Annotated in this window: 12 protein-coding genes and 1 pseudogene; 6 read left to right on the forward strand and 7 right to left on the reverse strand. The window is 67.2% G+C overall.

What is annotated here, in order from left to right; genetic code table 11:
* Positions 1-360: pseudogene (locus ACTHLF_RS02010) on the forward strand (hypothetical protein); the annotation flags it as partial.
* 132 nt (positions 361-492) lie between these two features.
* Positions 493-1,701 (forward strand): carboxylate--amine ligase, encoded by a 1,209-nt coding sequence (locus tag ACTHLF_RS02015; RefSeq protein WP_440324387.1) that lies wholly within the window; start codon positions 493-495, stop codon positions 1,699-1,701.
* Positions 1,702-1,771: 70 nt separating this feature from the next.
* Here the strand turns inward: ACTHLF_RS02015 and ACTHLF_RS02020 are convergent, their stop codons facing one another.
* A complete protein-coding gene (locus tag ACTHLF_RS02020; RefSeq protein WP_440324389.1) occupies positions 1,772-3,199 on the reverse strand; it encodes an MFS transporter in 1,428 nt (475 codons plus the stop codon).
* A 36-nt stretch (positions 3,200-3,235) separates the two neighbouring features.
* Positions 3,236-4,360 (reverse strand): cyclopropane fatty acyl phospholipid synthase, encoded by a 1,125-nt coding sequence (gene cfa / locus ACTHLF_RS02025; protein WP_440324391.1) that lies wholly within the window; start codon positions 4,358-4,360, stop codon positions 3,236-3,238.
* A gap of 145 nt (positions 4,361-4,505) precedes the next feature.
* Between cfa and ACTHLF_RS02030 the strand changes: the two genes are divergently transcribed.
* Positions 4,506-5,774 carry a multidrug effflux MFS transporter gene (locus ACTHLF_RS02030; RefSeq protein WP_440324393.1) on the forward strand — a complete coding sequence of 423 codons (1,269 nt, stop codon included), beginning with the start codon at positions 4,506-4,508 and terminating at the stop codon, positions 5,772-5,774.
* A 97-nt stretch (positions 5,775-5,871) separates the two neighbouring features.
* Here the strand turns inward: ACTHLF_RS02030 and ACTHLF_RS02035 are convergent, their stop codons facing one another.
* From ACTHLF_RS02035 to ACTHLF_RS02055, 5 genes are read right to left on the reverse strand one after another with little or no spacing between them, the layout of a single operon-like run.
* Positions 5,872-6,351, reverse strand: coding sequence for a hypothetical protein (locus ACTHLF_RS02035; RefSeq protein ID WP_440324395.1), 480 nt, complete (start codon positions 6,349-6,351; stop codon positions 5,872-5,874).
* Complete coding sequence (gene minE / locus ACTHLF_RS02040) at positions 6,348-6,614, reverse strand: cell division topological specificity factor MinE (protein ID WP_139980217.1); 267 nt, start codon at positions 6,612-6,614, stop codon at positions 6,348-6,350. Before minE ends, ACTHLF_RS02035 begins: the two co-directional genes overlap by 4 nt.
* A gap of 2 nt (positions 6,615-6,616) precedes the next feature.
* Positions 6,617-7,429: a septum site-determining protein MinD gene (minD, locus tag ACTHLF_RS02045; protein ID WP_440324397.1), complete on the reverse strand. Its 813-nt coding sequence runs from the start codon at positions 7,427-7,429 to the stop codon at positions 6,617-6,619.
* A 34-nt stretch (positions 7,430-7,463) separates the two neighbouring features.
* Positions 7,464-8,234, reverse strand: a complete 771-nt coding sequence (gene minC, locus ACTHLF_RS02050) for a septum site-determining protein MinC (RefSeq protein WP_440324398.1) — start codon at positions 8,232-8,234, stop codon at positions 7,464-7,466.
* Positions 8,231-8,827 (reverse strand): GNAT family N-acetyltransferase, encoded by a 597-nt coding sequence (locus ACTHLF_RS02055; RefSeq protein ID WP_440324400.1) that lies wholly within the window; start codon positions 8,825-8,827, stop codon positions 8,231-8,233. Before ACTHLF_RS02055 ends, minC begins: the two co-directional genes overlap by 4 nt.
* Before the next feature lie 194 nt (positions 8,828-9,021).
* On the opposite strand from ACTHLF_RS02055, the gene ACTHLF_RS02060 reads away from it, so the two are divergent.
* The 3 genes from ACTHLF_RS02060 (at position 9,022) to ACTHLF_RS02070 (ending at position 12,532) form a co-directional block, all read left to right on the forward strand.
* Positions 9,022-10,287 carry a sensor histidine kinase gene (locus tag ACTHLF_RS02060; protein ID WP_440324402.1) on the forward strand — a complete coding sequence of 422 codons (1,266 nt, stop codon included), beginning with the start codon at positions 9,022-9,024 and terminating at the stop codon, positions 10,285-10,287.
* Positions 10,284-10,925, forward strand: coding sequence for a response regulator (locus ACTHLF_RS02065; protein ID WP_045829465.1), 642 nt, complete (start codon positions 10,284-10,286; stop codon positions 10,923-10,925). The genes ACTHLF_RS02060 and ACTHLF_RS02065 overlap by 4 nt, the downstream gene beginning before the upstream one ends.
* A gap of 215 nt (positions 10,926-11,140) precedes the next feature.
* On the forward strand, positions 11,141-12,532 hold the full coding sequence (locus tag ACTHLF_RS02070; RefSeq protein WP_440324404.1) for a polyketide cyclase: 1,392 nt from the start codon (positions 11,141-11,143) through the stop codon (positions 12,530-12,532).
* Positions 12,533-12,867 lie beyond the last annotated feature (335 nt).

The following is a 12,867-nucleotide window of genomic DNA, read 5'->3' on the forward strand; positions in this document are numbered from 1 at the left end:
TGGCGGCGCCTGCGTTCGGGCCTGCACGATGCCGGCCTGTATCGCCGACTCGGCAAGGGCGAATGCGTGGTGTGGATCCAGGCCACGTACAACCCGATCTTCGATGCGGACGGCCGCCCGGTGAAGATCGTGAAATACGCGATGGAGATGAGTGCGGAAGCCCTGCAGGCACCTCCGGCCGAGGCCGCCCAGGACGCCACGCCGCCCGCCGCGGCCAGCGTGGCGGAAGCGACGCCCGACCCCGCCATCGCCAGCGTCCTCGACATGCTGGATAACGCCGCGGCGCGGGCCAATGCGCTGTCGATGGATGCCGCGATCGACGCCGCGCTCGCCGAGCAGCGCGGGCAGGCCGGCGCCTGAGCTTTCGCGTGCCTTTCGGCGCGCGCAGGCAAAGCGCATAGACCGTCAGTTCGGCTATACGCGCGACGCCGCGTACGCTCAGATAGCCCTGCGTGGCCACCGTCTCGTGGCTTCCTGGCAGGGGACTCCAACATGGGCAAGGTCGCGGCGGGCCGCATACCCGCCATCGTCATGGGGCGCGGGCCCACGGCGCTCGGCATCCTGCGCAGCCTGGTGCTGGCCGGGATCCCGGCGTACGTAGCTTGCCCAGCCGACGATCTCGTCACGCGTTCGCGCTGGTACCGGCCGACCCCGGGTGTGCCGTGGGATGGACGTCCGGGACCACAGGCGCTCGACGCGCTGCGGGCCATGCCGCTGGAGCACGCGGTGATCATCGCCGGCGCCGACGATGCCGCGATGTGGCTGGCCGGGCTGTCCGCCAGTGACATCGGCGAGCGTTTCCTCGTCAGCAGTTCGACGCGCACGGCCCAGGCGCTGCTGCAGGATAAGTCCGTGTTCGCGGGCTACCTCGCCGCTGCGCACATTCCGCACCCGCGGACGTTCCGCCTGACGACGCTCGCCGATGTGGCCGAAGTGCCGGTCGAACAGCTCGATAAGGTCTTCATCAAGCCGGTCAATTCCCAGCGTTTCAGCGACGTGGTGGGAGTGAAGGGCGTTTGGGTGGATTCGCGCGATGCCTTGCGCGATGCGTGGGCGCGGTTCCATGCACAGGGTTTTTCGGTGATGGCCCAGGAGTATGTTCCGGGCCCTGCATCGGAGCATTTCTTCATCGACGGCTTTCGCGACGCCGATGGCACGTATTCGGGCCTTTTCGCGCGGCGGCGCCTGCGCATGTCGCCGCCGGATTTTGGCAACAGCTCGTGCTCGCGAGCCATTCCGCTTGCATCCGTGCCCGACGCCGAACGGCATGTGCGCCGGCTGCTCGACGGACTGGACTACCGGGGTATTTTTAGCGCCGAGTTCAAGCGGGACGCAAGGGACGGCGAGTACCGCATCATCGAGGTCAACACGCGGGCATGGACCTACGTGGAGTTCGCCGCGCGACATGGCGTCAATGTATGCGACATGGCGTGGCGCGATGCCCAGGGCCAGCCCGTGCCGCGCGCGCCGCGTGCCTACCCGGCAGGCGATCTGTGCGTGGACCTGTACCACGATATCGCTTGCCTGCGCCGTCTTCGGCACGGCGCGCTACGCATCATCGCGCAGTGGCTGCGTGCCGACCTGCATGTGTTCCGCTTTGACGACCCCATACCCGCGTGGCACGCCGTCGTTGCCATGATGCGCCGCTATGTCCGCCCACCGGCCGTACCGACCGATACAGGGCACGCGAAGCGCGCGTGAGCTAGCGCGTTGCCTCGATTGTCCGCAGGAACGTCGTCACGGCATCCTTGACCCATTCAAGCGGGCGCGTTCACTCCGCGTGGCCGAGCGGTGTTGCCACGTCCTCCAGGGGGCGCCGTTCGGCCGCGATGCCGAGCCGCCACGCGGCGACCGCACCGGCGAGCATCAGCGCCGCCCCAAGCGCATAGCCCCAGCCAATCGGCCCGCGCCCGCCGGTGCCGATCAGCGTGCCGAGCAGCCACGGGCCCGCGACGCCGCCCAGCGCGGTGCCGAACGCATAAAACAAGGCGATCGCCAGCGCCCGCAGCTCGAGCGGGAAACTTTCGCTCACCGTGAGGTAGGCGGAACTGGCGGCGGCCGATGCGAAGAAGAACACGACGCTCCAGGCCAGGGTTTGCGTGCGCGCATCGAGCACGCCATGCACGAACAGCCACGCGGTGACGAACAGCAGCAGGCCCGACATGGCATAGGTCAGCGCGATCATCGGGCGCCGGCCCACCGTGTCGAATAGCCTGCCCAGCAACAGGGGCCCGAGGAAATTGCCTGCGGCGAACGGCAGCAGGTAGAGGCCGACATCGGCATCGGCCACGCCGTAGAAGCGGCCGAGCACGAGCGCATAGGTGAAGAAGATTGCGTTGTAGAAGAACGCCTGGGTGGCCATCAGGATCACGCCGAGCACGGTACGTTTCGGGTAGTCGCGGAACAGCGTCTGCCCGACATCGCCCAGGGTGAGCGCGCGTGGACGCAGGCGCAGACGGGGCAGGGGTTCGGCGGGCGGCGCCACGCCGAGGCGCGCTTCGATCTCCCCGACGACGGCTTCCGCTTCCTGGATCCTCCCATGCAGCATAAGCCAGCGCGGGCTTTCGGGGATCCAGCGGCGTAGCAGGAGGATGCCGAGGCCCAGCACCGCGCCCAGGCCGAAGCTGAGCCGCCAGCCGATTTCTGGCGTGAACCAGCCGGTGTCGAGCAGGGCGACGGCACCCAGCGCACCGAGCGCCGCCCCGATCCAGAAACTCCCGTTGATCACCAGGTCGGTGTGGCCGCGGTAACGCGCGGGGATCAGTTCCTGGATCGCCGAGTTGATCGCGGCGTACTCGCCACCGATGCCGGCTCCCGTCAGCAGGCGGAACAGTGCGAACACCGCGAAGTTGGGCGAAAGCGCCGTGGCTGCCGTCGCTGCGAGGTACAGGCCGAGGGTCAGCGTGAAGAGTTTCTTGCGGCCGAGCTTGTCGGTGAGCCAGCCGAAGAACAGGGCGCCCGCCACGGCACCGACCAGGTAAAAGCTGCCGGCGAGGCCGACCTGCATATCGCTCAGGTGCAACACCGGGCTCGACTTGAGCGCGCCCGCGATCGAGCCCGTGATGGTTACCTCAAGGCCATCGAGCACCCAGGTGATGCCCAGCGCAACGACCACGAGTGTGTGGAAGCGCCCCCAGGTGAGGCGATCAAGGCGGGCGGGCACGTCGGTTTCGACGATGGCATCGCGTGAGGCAATCATCCCCCGACCCTACGGGCCAGGAGGTCGTGGTTTTGTCTAGCGCGGCACGCGGATGCCGCCCGGCACGCCCTGGGGCGAAAGGGTCAGCTGCCAGAGCTGGTCGCGCCGGCTGCGGAAGACCCCTGCCGAGCAGCCGAGGTAGAACCGCCACATCCGCCGGAACCGTTCGTCATAGTGCGCCGACAGCTCGGGCCACGCGGCGTCGAAGTTCGCCTGCCAGGCCATCAGCGTGCGGTCGTAGTCGGTGCCGAAGTTGTGCCAGTCCTCGACGATGAACAGGTTCTCGAGCGCGTTGGCCACCTGGCTCATCGCGGGGATCACCGAGTTCGGGAAGATGTATTTCTCGATCCACGGGTCCGGCCGTCCGGCCGCGCCGTTGCTGCCGATGCAGTGCAGGAGCACGAGCCCGTCGGGGCGCACGCAGCGGCGGGCCATTTCGAACCACGGCCGGTAGTTCTTGCCGCCCACGTGTTCGAACATGCCCACGGAAAGGATGGCGTCGAACCGCTCGTCGACCTCGTGGTAGTCCTGCAGGCGGATCTCGATGGGGAGGCCGCGGCACAGCTCGCGCGCGTACTCGGCCTGTTCCTTCGAGATGGTGATGCCGACGCCGCTCACGCCGTAGCGTTCGGCGGCGAACTTCAGCGCCTCGCCCCAGCCGCAGCCGATATCGAGGATCCGTTGCCCTGGGGTCAGTTGCAGCTTGCGGCAGATCAGGTCGAGCTTGGCTTCCTGCGCGTCGTCCAGGTTCCACGCGTTCGCCCAGTAAGCGCACGAGTACACCAGCCGCTTGCCGAGCATGGCTTCGAACAGGTCGTTACCCAGGTCGTAGTGCTGGCGCCCGACCTCCCAGGCGTGGTCGCCGCGCTGCATGTTGAACAGGCGCGCCTTGAGGTGGGCTAGCAGGGTATCCAGGGTGCGCAGGGAATCGTCGAGGTGCGAGGTGAGCACGCGGGCCATGAAGCCGGCCAGGTCCGGGCAATCCCACCAGCCATCCATGTACGCCTCGCCCAGGCCCAGCGAGCCATGCGCGAACACCCTGGCGTAGGTTCGCTCATCGTGGACCGTGAGGTCCGTGGCCCGTTGTCCGTTGATCGTGATACCGGCCTGTTCGAGCAGGCCCTGTGCGCGTGCCTTCAGCGAAGCTGTATCGTGGCTCATGGGTGGTTCCGGGTGACCCTGCTCGTCGCCCCGCGCGACGTGGCGCTACCTCCGCGGCCTGATTATGGGCACCGGGGGCGGGCCAAGGGCAAGCACGACTTCCAGCTATACTGGTTGTCTTCCCCGGTGCAGATAAAAAGGTCCCATGGCCTCCGCGACCCGCGATCCGCGGCGCCACCTTCCGCTGATCCTCGCGGCCCTGAGCATGATCGGGCCGTTCTCCATCGATGCCATTTTCCCCGGCTTCCCGGATATCGGCCGCGCATTCGGCGTGGGCGAGGTCGCCCTGCAGCAGTTGCTCAGCGTGTACCTGCTGGCCTATGCGGTGATGAGCCTGTTCCATGGCGCGATCTCGGATGCGTACGGGCGCAAGCCGGTGATCGTGGTTGCTATGGGCATCTACGCGCTGGCGTCGGCGGGTGCCGCGCTTGCGCCTAGCTTTACCTTCCTGCTGGCCTGCCGCGTGGTCCAGGGGCTCTGCGGCGGCGCCGGCATCGTGGTCGGCCGGGCCATCGTCCGCGACACCCTGCAGGGCGAGGATGCCCAGCGGATGATGTCCAAGGTGATGATGATCTTCGGCATCGCCCCGGCGATCGCGCCGATCGTCGGCGCGTGGCTGCTGGGCATCGATGGCTGGCGTGGCATCTTCTGGGCGCTTACCGCGTTCACCGTGTTGCTGGTGGCGGGGATCATGCGTTTCCTCGTGGAATCCCACCCGGTGGAGAAGCGCACGGTCTTCCGCCCGCGGCCGTTGTTGCGCGGCTACCTGGCGATCGCGCGCGACCTGCCGTTCTGGCCGCTGGCCATCGCGAGCTCGGTGAATTTCTCGGGGCTGTTCCTCTATATCGCCTCGGCGCCGCACCTGATCCGCGATGTGCTGCACCTCGGCGCCGATGGGTTCCCGTGGCTGTTCGTGCCCACAGTGACCGGCATGGTCACGGGCGCGTTTATTTCCGGCCGCGTGGCGGGGCGGGTGAGTGCGGCGAAGACCGTGGGCTGGGGTTACGTGGCCATGCTGTCGAGCTGCGCGCTGAGCCTGTTCTTCGCGCTGGTGCTGGATGCGCCGCGCGTGCCGTGGTCGACGGTGCCGCTGGCGCTCTACGGTTGCGGCGTGCAGCTGGCGTTCCCGACGCTGACGATCCTGCTGCTGGATCGCTTCCCGAACCAGCGCGGCGGCGTGTCGTCGGTGCAGGCTTTCGGCAGCCTGCTGATGACGGCGGTGGTGGCGGGCGTGCTGTCGCCGATGCTCTCGTCGAACATGCTGTGGCTGGCGCTGGGCGCGACGGCGCTGTGCGGCGTCGGCCTGGCCGGATGGCTGTGGTACCGCGCGATGGAGCGCCGCCGCGTGGCCAACACCACCGCCGCAGCCGCGACCGAGGTGGTCTCGCAGATCGAGCGCAACGAGCCCGGCTGACGCCACGCCGTTGTGGGAGCGCGCTTGCGCGCGATCCGGGTGCCGGCAAGCTCCATTCGCGCGCAAGCGCGCTCCCACAGGGGGCGGTAGCGGACCTTCAGGCGGTGGGTAGGTGGCGGGCTTCGAGGAAGGCGCGGGCTTCGGGGGCGTCGTGTTCGAACCAGGCCTGTGTCGAGCCCAGGCGGTAGGTGGAGCCCCAGCGGTCCATGTCTTCCATCAGGCGCAGCGAACCGACCGAAGGCAGGTGGCCGGCCAGTACGATCTGCAGGTAGCAGGTCGCGTCTTCTTCCTCGATCGAATCCGTCGCATCCGTGTGCACCAGGGCACGCTTCTCTTCGGGAAGCACGATCAGGTGGCAGGCCTCGTGCAGCAGCGAATGCACCGGCGTGTCCGCCCGTGCATAGACCGTCGTACCGATGATGCCCGCTTCGGTGTCGCCCCAGAAGCTTCCGGGAATGGCTTCGCCATCGGCCACCGCCACCAGGGCGAGGCCGAAACGGGCGAGGAGGGTGCGGGGTTCGTCGAAGCCGATGTCGCCGACGCGGAGCACCGCGTCGGCGGGATCGGGCGTGCTCATGCCGACGCGGGCTTGCCGTCGGGCAGGGCTACGGAAAGTTCCAGCACCTCGTGGCCGCTATCGCGCTCGAGGTTGATGTTCACGGCCTCGACGTCGACGTTCACGTACTTGCGGATGACTTCCAGCAGCTCATTGCGGAGCAGCGGCAGGTAGTCGGGGCCGCCACGGGTCGAACGCTCCTGGGCGACGATGATGCGCAGCCGCTCCCGGGCCACGCCTGCGCTCGGTTCGGGTTTCCGCTTCAGGAAATCGAGGATGCCCATGCTTAACCTCCGAACACGCGCTTGAGGAAGCCCTTCTTCACCGGCTCGATGAATCGCAGCGGGCGCTCGTTGCCCAGGATGCGGGCGACCGTATCCTTGTAGGCCTGGCCGGCGTTCGAGTTGTCGTCGAGGATGACCGGCACGCCCGCGTTGGACGCGGCGAGCACGTTTTCAGACTCCGGGATCACGCCCACGACGGAGATCCCGAGGATTTCCTCGACGTCCTTCACGCTGAGCATTTCGCCGGCTTCGACGCGGTTCGGGTTGTAGCGCGTGAGCAGCAGGTGCTGCTTGATCGGGGCTTCGCCCTTCTCGGCGCGGCGGGTCTTGCTCGAGAGCAGGCCGAGGATGCGATCGGAATCGCGCACGGAGGAAACCTCCGGGTTGACGACGACGACGGCGTGGTCGGCGAAGTACATCGCCAGGTGCGCGCCCTTCTCGATGCCGGCGGGCGAGTCGCAGACCACGAAGTCGAAGTTCTCCTTCGCCAGCTCCTCGAGCACCTTCTCCACGCCTTCCTGGGTCAGCGCGTCCTTGTCGCGCGTCTGCGACGCGGCGAGCACGTAGAGGTTCTCGTGGCGCTTGTCCTTGATCAGGGCCTGCTTGAGCGTGGCCTCGCCGTGCACGACGTTGACGAAGTCGTACACCACGCGGCGCTCGCAGCCCATGATCAGGTCGAGGTTGCGCAGGCCGACGTCGAAGTCGATGACGGCGACCTTCTTGCCCTCGATGGCGAGGCCGGTCGCGAGGGAGGCACTGGTGGTGGTCTTGCCGACTCCGCCCTTGCCGGAGGTGACGACGATGATTTCAGTCAAGAGATGTCTCCGCAAAAAACGGTTGGGACCGGCGTCAGAGGCGCGCGATCATGAGTTTTCCATTATCGAGCCAGCATTGCACGGCCTGGCCTTCGAATTCCTTGGGCATGTCCTCGAACACGCGATAGTGCCCCGCGATCGCGACCAGCTCGGCGCGGAAGTCGGAGCAGAAAATGCGGGCGGTCTCATCGCCCTGTGCGCCGGCCATGGCGCGGCCGCGCAAGGTGCCGTACACGTGGATCGAACCATCGGCGATGACTTCGGCGCCGTTGGCTACCGCGGCGGCGACCACGAGGTCGCGTTCGCGGGCATACACCTGCTGGCCGGAGCGCACGGCGCTACCGGTGTGCTGCTGCGCGGTGATGGTGGTGCCGGTCTCCACGCTGGCCGCGGGCTCGGCGCGCGCCATCGCGGGTGCAGCGGGTGCCGGGGCCTGCGCCGTGGCGGTATCGCCCTGGCCCGGTTCGTACTGCGCGCGGAACTTGGCGATCAGCGGCAGGTTCATCCGCTCGGCCAGGGCCTCGGTCTCGCTGGTGCCGTACGCGATGCCCACCGGCATCATGCCGGCGCTGCGGATCGCCTCGAGCAGGGCGTCGACCATGCCGTCGTCCGGCAGGCGGGGGAGGTGCGACAGGTCGAGCACCACGGCGGCGCGATTGAACATCTGCGGTGCGGAGCGCACGCGGCGCTCGAGTTCTTCCACCAGCGCGGCGGCATCGACGCGGCGCACGCGCACGCAGGCGATGCCGACCTGGCCAAAACGCAGGTCGCAGGCGGCCTCGAGGGATTCGGCGCGGGCGCTCATGCGGCCACTCCGCGGTGGTCCGCGGGGCGTTGGCGTTCGGCCAGCCACGCCACGTCGGGCAGGCCATCCTGCTCGAGGTAGCGCTCACGCACGAACGGGAAGCTGGGCAGTTCGCGCGCGAGCGGGCTCACCTTGGGACCATCGCTACCCATCTGCTGCTGGCCCACTTCCTGGAAACCCATGGTGCCGTGGAACAGCACGGTCTGGTCATTACGGGGTTCAAGGAAAACTTCGCAGGTCAGGAGCGGCACGCGTACCTCGGCATAACTTTGCACATCACAATAAAAAATGCGGCCCAGGCCATGCCCACGGAAATCGCGCTCGATCACGATGCGATCGATATACACGAAGGATTCGTAATGGGCCTGGAACCAGCGGAAATTCGGGCTCTGGTATTCGGCATCCTGGCGCATGGCGATAAGGAAGCCGACGATGCGTCCATCCTGTTCGGCGACGCGGAAGTAATGCGCGATGTCGTACAGGTGGCGAAGCCGGGTGCGATCGGTGGCGAGGATGCCGGTGCCCGCTGCGTTATTAAGCGCCAGCACGGCATCCAGGTCGTGCTCGCGCACGTCGCGGATGGCAAGGGCCATTCGTTACTCCGATCCAGGTGTTTCAAAAGAAGGCGGCCCCCGGGCCGCCCGATGCGCGGCATTATGGCACGGCCTGCCCCGGGCGGGGAGCGCGCTGGCGGATGTAAAACCGTTGTAAAGCCGGTGCTTGCCACCTCCGGCCCGCATGACTTCAGTCAGGTGGTGCGCGGGCCGCGAAGGCCTATGATGCGTGCATGTCCAAGGTCCAGTTCAACCACGTCCGCCTGCTCCGGTACGCCACGTACTTCGTCTACCTGTGCGTGGGCCTGCCGCTTTCGCTGCAGCGCGCCGGCTCGGAGCCGGGCCAGATCCCCGATGTGGCCCTGTTGGCCTGGACCGGGTGCTACGTATTGTTCGGGCTGGTTTACTGGCTGCTGACGCGCAGCCTCGGCTCGCGCGTGGATGGGCCGACCCGGGTCACCGTGCTGGTGATCCTGACCGGCACGGCGCTGGCGATCGGCGTGCTGAGCAAGAGCGGCCTCTCCGCGCTGCTGCTGGTGATCGTCGCCGCGGTGGTGCCCTGGCTGGTGAGCCTGCCGGTGGGCATGGTCTGGATGGTGGTGGCGCACCTCGCGCTTATCCCGGTGATGATGCAGCTGCCGGCCTACAACCTGCTGCTCTCGGTCATGCAGGCCTGCCTGTATTTTGGTTTCTCCGCCCTGATGTTCATCACCTCCATGGTGGCGAGCCAGCAGGCGGACGAGCGCGAAGAGCTGCGCCGCCTGAACTCGGAACTGCGCGCCACGCGTGCCCTGCTGGCCGAATCCACGCGCATCGCCGAGCGCATGCGGATCGCCCGGGACCTGCACGACCTCGTGGGCCACCACCTCACCGCGCTCAGCCTGAATCTTGAAGTGGCCAGCCACCTCACCAATGACACCGCTCGCGAACACGTGTTGAAGGCGCAGAGCACGGCGAAGCAGCTGCTGGCCGACGTGCGCGAGGTGGTGAGCGAATTGCGCCAGGACGATGCCATCGACCTGACCCAGGCCTTGCGCAGCCTGACCGAAGGCGTGCCGGGCCTGACCGTGCATCTCGCCATACCGCCGCGCTTCGGCGTAGAGGATCCTCGTCGCGCACAGATGCTGCTGCGCTGTGTCCAGGAGATCCTGACGAACACGGTTCGCCACGCGAATGCCCGTCATCTGTGGCTCACCTTCCGCCACACCGGTCCCGATGAGCTGTGCCTCGACGCCCGCGACGACGGCCGTGGCACCGCCGGCGTCACTGGCAGCTTCCGCCCCGGCAATGGCCTGAACGGCATGCGCGAGCGCCTGGCCGAGTTCGGCGGCACCGTGGCGTTCCGCGACATGCCGGAAGGCGGTTTCGCCCTCACTGCGCGGCTCCCGCTGGGCGAGGCCCAGGTCCTGGCCCACGCGCCCGCGCGTCCGCCACTGGCCGATAGCCCATTACTGCCTCCGCATGCCACCATCCCCGTTCCATCCGAGGATCCTTCATGATCTCCGTCTGCCTCGTTGACGATCAGAACCTGGTTCGCCAGGGCATACGTTCACTGCTCGACCTTGCCGGGGATATCCGCGTCGTCGCCGAGTGCGCCGACGGCGCCCAGGCCGTACAGACCATTCCCCAGGTACGCCCGGACGTGGTCCTGCTGGACCTGCGCATGCCCAACATGAGCGGCCTGGAGGTGCTCCAGGCCCTTGGCGGACGCAACGAGCTGCCGCCGACGATCATCCTGACCACGTTCGACGACGACCAGCTCGTGCTGTCGGGCCTGAAGGCCGGTGCCCGTGGCTACCTGCTGAAGGATGTGTCGCTCGACCAGCTGGTCGAGGCGGTCCGTACGGTGGCCGCCGGTGGCTCCCTGGTGGCGCCGATGGTCACCCAGCGCCTGCTGGCCGGGGTGGGGCGGATCCAGAACCAGTTCTCCAGCCTGGAACAGCCCGATCCGCTCACCGAGCGCGAGACCGAGATCCTGCGCCTGCTCTCCGGCGGGTACAGCAACAAGGAAATCGCCAATTCCCTCCGCGTGGCCGAGGGCACGGTGAAGAACCACGTCTCCAACATCCTCTCCAAGCTCGGCGTCCGCGACCGCACCCGCGCGGTCCTGAAGGCCCTGGAGCTCGGCATCGTCTGACGCCGGGCTGACCGGGCCGTGGGGACCCGGAATTTTTCGCCTTGTGCCTGCTTGGGAAAAAGGGCAGGGGACCCAATGGCGCTCGGCGCCATGACCGGCTACCATCGGTTCTTTCGGCACTGGCATGCCCATGCCACGGGCCGATTCTTCAGGGGTGACCGCGCGGACGCCACAGCCGGGGGTTGCCTGTTCAAAGACGTTCGGAGAACCGTGGAATGACGCGTCTGTTAGAATTTCTTGTCGCTATCGTCATCGTCGCCGTCCTTGGCGTCGTTGTTGGCGTGGCCATGCCCTCGACCGGACACGTCGAGCGCCCGTTGGTGATCAGCAAGGATCTGCGCCAGGTTTACGACGTCTTTAGCAACTTCCGTCGTTACCCGGATTACAGCGTCCAGCGCACGCTGGACCCCAAGCTCCAGTTCCAGCTGTCTGGCAAGGCCTACGGCCCGGGTGCCAAGATCTCCTGGACCTCGCCGGACCCGAAGACGGGTGACGGCTCCCTCGAGATCGCCTCGATCGACCCGAACTTCGCCGGCATCAGCGATGCAGGCAAGGGCACGATCGTCTGGAACGTCGAGAACAACTGGCGCGGCCACGACAAGAAGTTCACGATCACCCTCGCCCGCACTGGCCGTAGCCAGAAGCTGGTGAACGTGGTCTGGGCTTACGACGTCGATTACGGCTTCAACCTGGTCGACCGCTTCAGCAACCTCTACATCCACGGCGATCCGGATTCCCTGATCCAGTTCAGCCTGTCGAACCTGCAGAACCTGATGGCGTCGATCCCCAACATCGACTACAGCAAGATGGTTCCGTCGATCGTCGAGCAGCCGGCCAAGCCCATCCTGTTCGTCTCCACCACGGCCCCGCGCACGCTCGACGATGTCGACACGGCGTCGGACAAGGCCATGGCCGAGATCCAGGCCGCCGCCAAGAAGCTGGGCGTGAACATCGTGAGCCCGCGCATCACGTTCACGACCAACTGGGGTGACCAGAACTACACCTTCGACGTGGCCGCCGAAATCGACGCCACCACGCTGAAGATCAATGGCCAGGACATCGAACTGACCGCCGCCCAGCGTCCGTCACTCGACGCCGCCGCCCCGGCTGAAGCTTCGTCGGCTGGCGCTCCCGCCGCGCCGGCCGATGCCGCCGCCCCGGGCAGCAAGGACAAGTTCGGTCGCGTCATCGTCGATGGCAACGTGAAGGCTGTTCTGGCCTTCGGTGGCAAGGCCCTCAAGGCCGAGTGGAGCGGCACCGGTGCCGGCCTTCCGCAGACCCGCCAGATGCTCGCTGCTTACTCGCAGACCCATGGTTACAAGTACGACGACGTGGTTTACCGCGCGTACGACATCCAGACGAAGGCGCCCGTGAACAACAAGGGCACCATCGAGGGTTACGACGAGCAGAAGTTCGAGATCTACCTGCCGCTGCAGGGCGACAACCTCCCGGACCAGACCCCGGAGCAGGAAGCCGGCATGAAGCAGCCGGGCCTGGAAGATTCGGCCCCGGCCGGTTCGTCCACCGCCGCTGCCCCGGCCGCCGCGGGCACCGCCCCGGCTCCGGCAGGCACGGCTCCGGCCCCGGCCGGCACCGCCGCCAACTAAGCCTCCAGGCTTAGGCAGCACGAAAAAGGCCGCGAGCAATCGCGGCCTTTTTTGTGCCTGCGATCAGGCTCGCCTTCGGCTTCGCGTTGCTCGGCTTCGCCATCGCGTCTAGCGCTCGGACGTCTCCGGAAAGAGCCCTTGGTGCCCACCCTCGCTGCTCAGACAGTCCTCGTCGTTCGAAAAGGTGTGCCCCTCCGGGGCAGATGTACTTACTGCCCTACGGGCGCGAACCGGCAGCCGGGCGGGGGTTTGAAACTCGCCATCCATGGCTCGATTTCAAACGGCCGGCCCTCCATGGCCGGCCCCCTGACGGGCTGTTCCCGCCCAGCCGCCTC

Origin of the sequence: Luteibacter sp. (genome assembly GCF_051958795.1) — a bacterium.
Classification (GTDB): Bacteria; Pseudomonadota; Gammaproteobacteria; order Xanthomonadales; family Rhodanobacteraceae; genus Luteibacter.

Excerpts from the sequence above, each read along its gene's own strand:
- ACTHLF_RS02015 (WP_440324387.1), top strand. The coding sequence starts at position 493 with ATGGGCAAGGTCGCGGCGGGCCGCATACCCGCCATCGTCATGGGGCGC.
- ACTHLF_RS02020 (WP_440324389.1), bottom strand. The coding sequence starts at position 3,199 with ATGATTGCCTCACGCGATGCCATCGTCGAAACCGACGTGCCCGCCCGC.
- cfa (WP_440324391.1), bottom strand. The coding sequence starts at position 4,360 with ATGAGCCACGATACAGCTTCGCTGAAGGCACGCGCACAGGGCCTGCTC.
- ACTHLF_RS02030 (WP_440324393.1), top strand. The coding sequence starts at position 4,506 with ATGGCCTCCGCGACCCGCGATCCGCGGCGCCACCTTCCGCTGATCCTC.
- ACTHLF_RS02035 (WP_440324395.1), bottom strand. The coding sequence starts at position 6,351 with ATGAGCACGCCCGATCCCGCCGACGCGGTGCTCCGCGTCGGCGACATC.
- minE (WP_139980217.1), bottom strand. The coding sequence starts at position 6,614 with ATGGGCATCCTCGATTTCCTGAAGCGGAAACCCGAACCGAGCGCAGGC.
- minC (WP_440324398.1), bottom strand. The coding sequence starts at position 8,234 with ATGAGCGCCCGCGCCGAATCCCTCGAGGCCGCCTGCGACCTGCGTTTT.
- ACTHLF_RS02055 (WP_440324400.1), bottom strand. The coding sequence starts at position 8,827 with ATGGCCCTTGCCATCCGCGACGTGCGCGAGCACGACCTGGATGCCGTG.
- ACTHLF_RS02060 (WP_440324402.1), top strand. The coding sequence starts at position 9,022 with ATGTCCAAGGTCCAGTTCAACCACGTCCGCCTGCTCCGGTACGCCACG.
- ACTHLF_RS02065 (WP_045829465.1), top strand. The coding sequence starts at position 10,284 with ATGATCTCCGTCTGCCTCGTTGACGATCAGAACCTGGTTCGCCAGGGC.
- ACTHLF_RS02070 (WP_440324404.1), top strand. The coding sequence starts at position 11,141 with ATGACGCGTCTGTTAGAATTTCTTGTCGCTATCGTCATCGTCGCCGTC.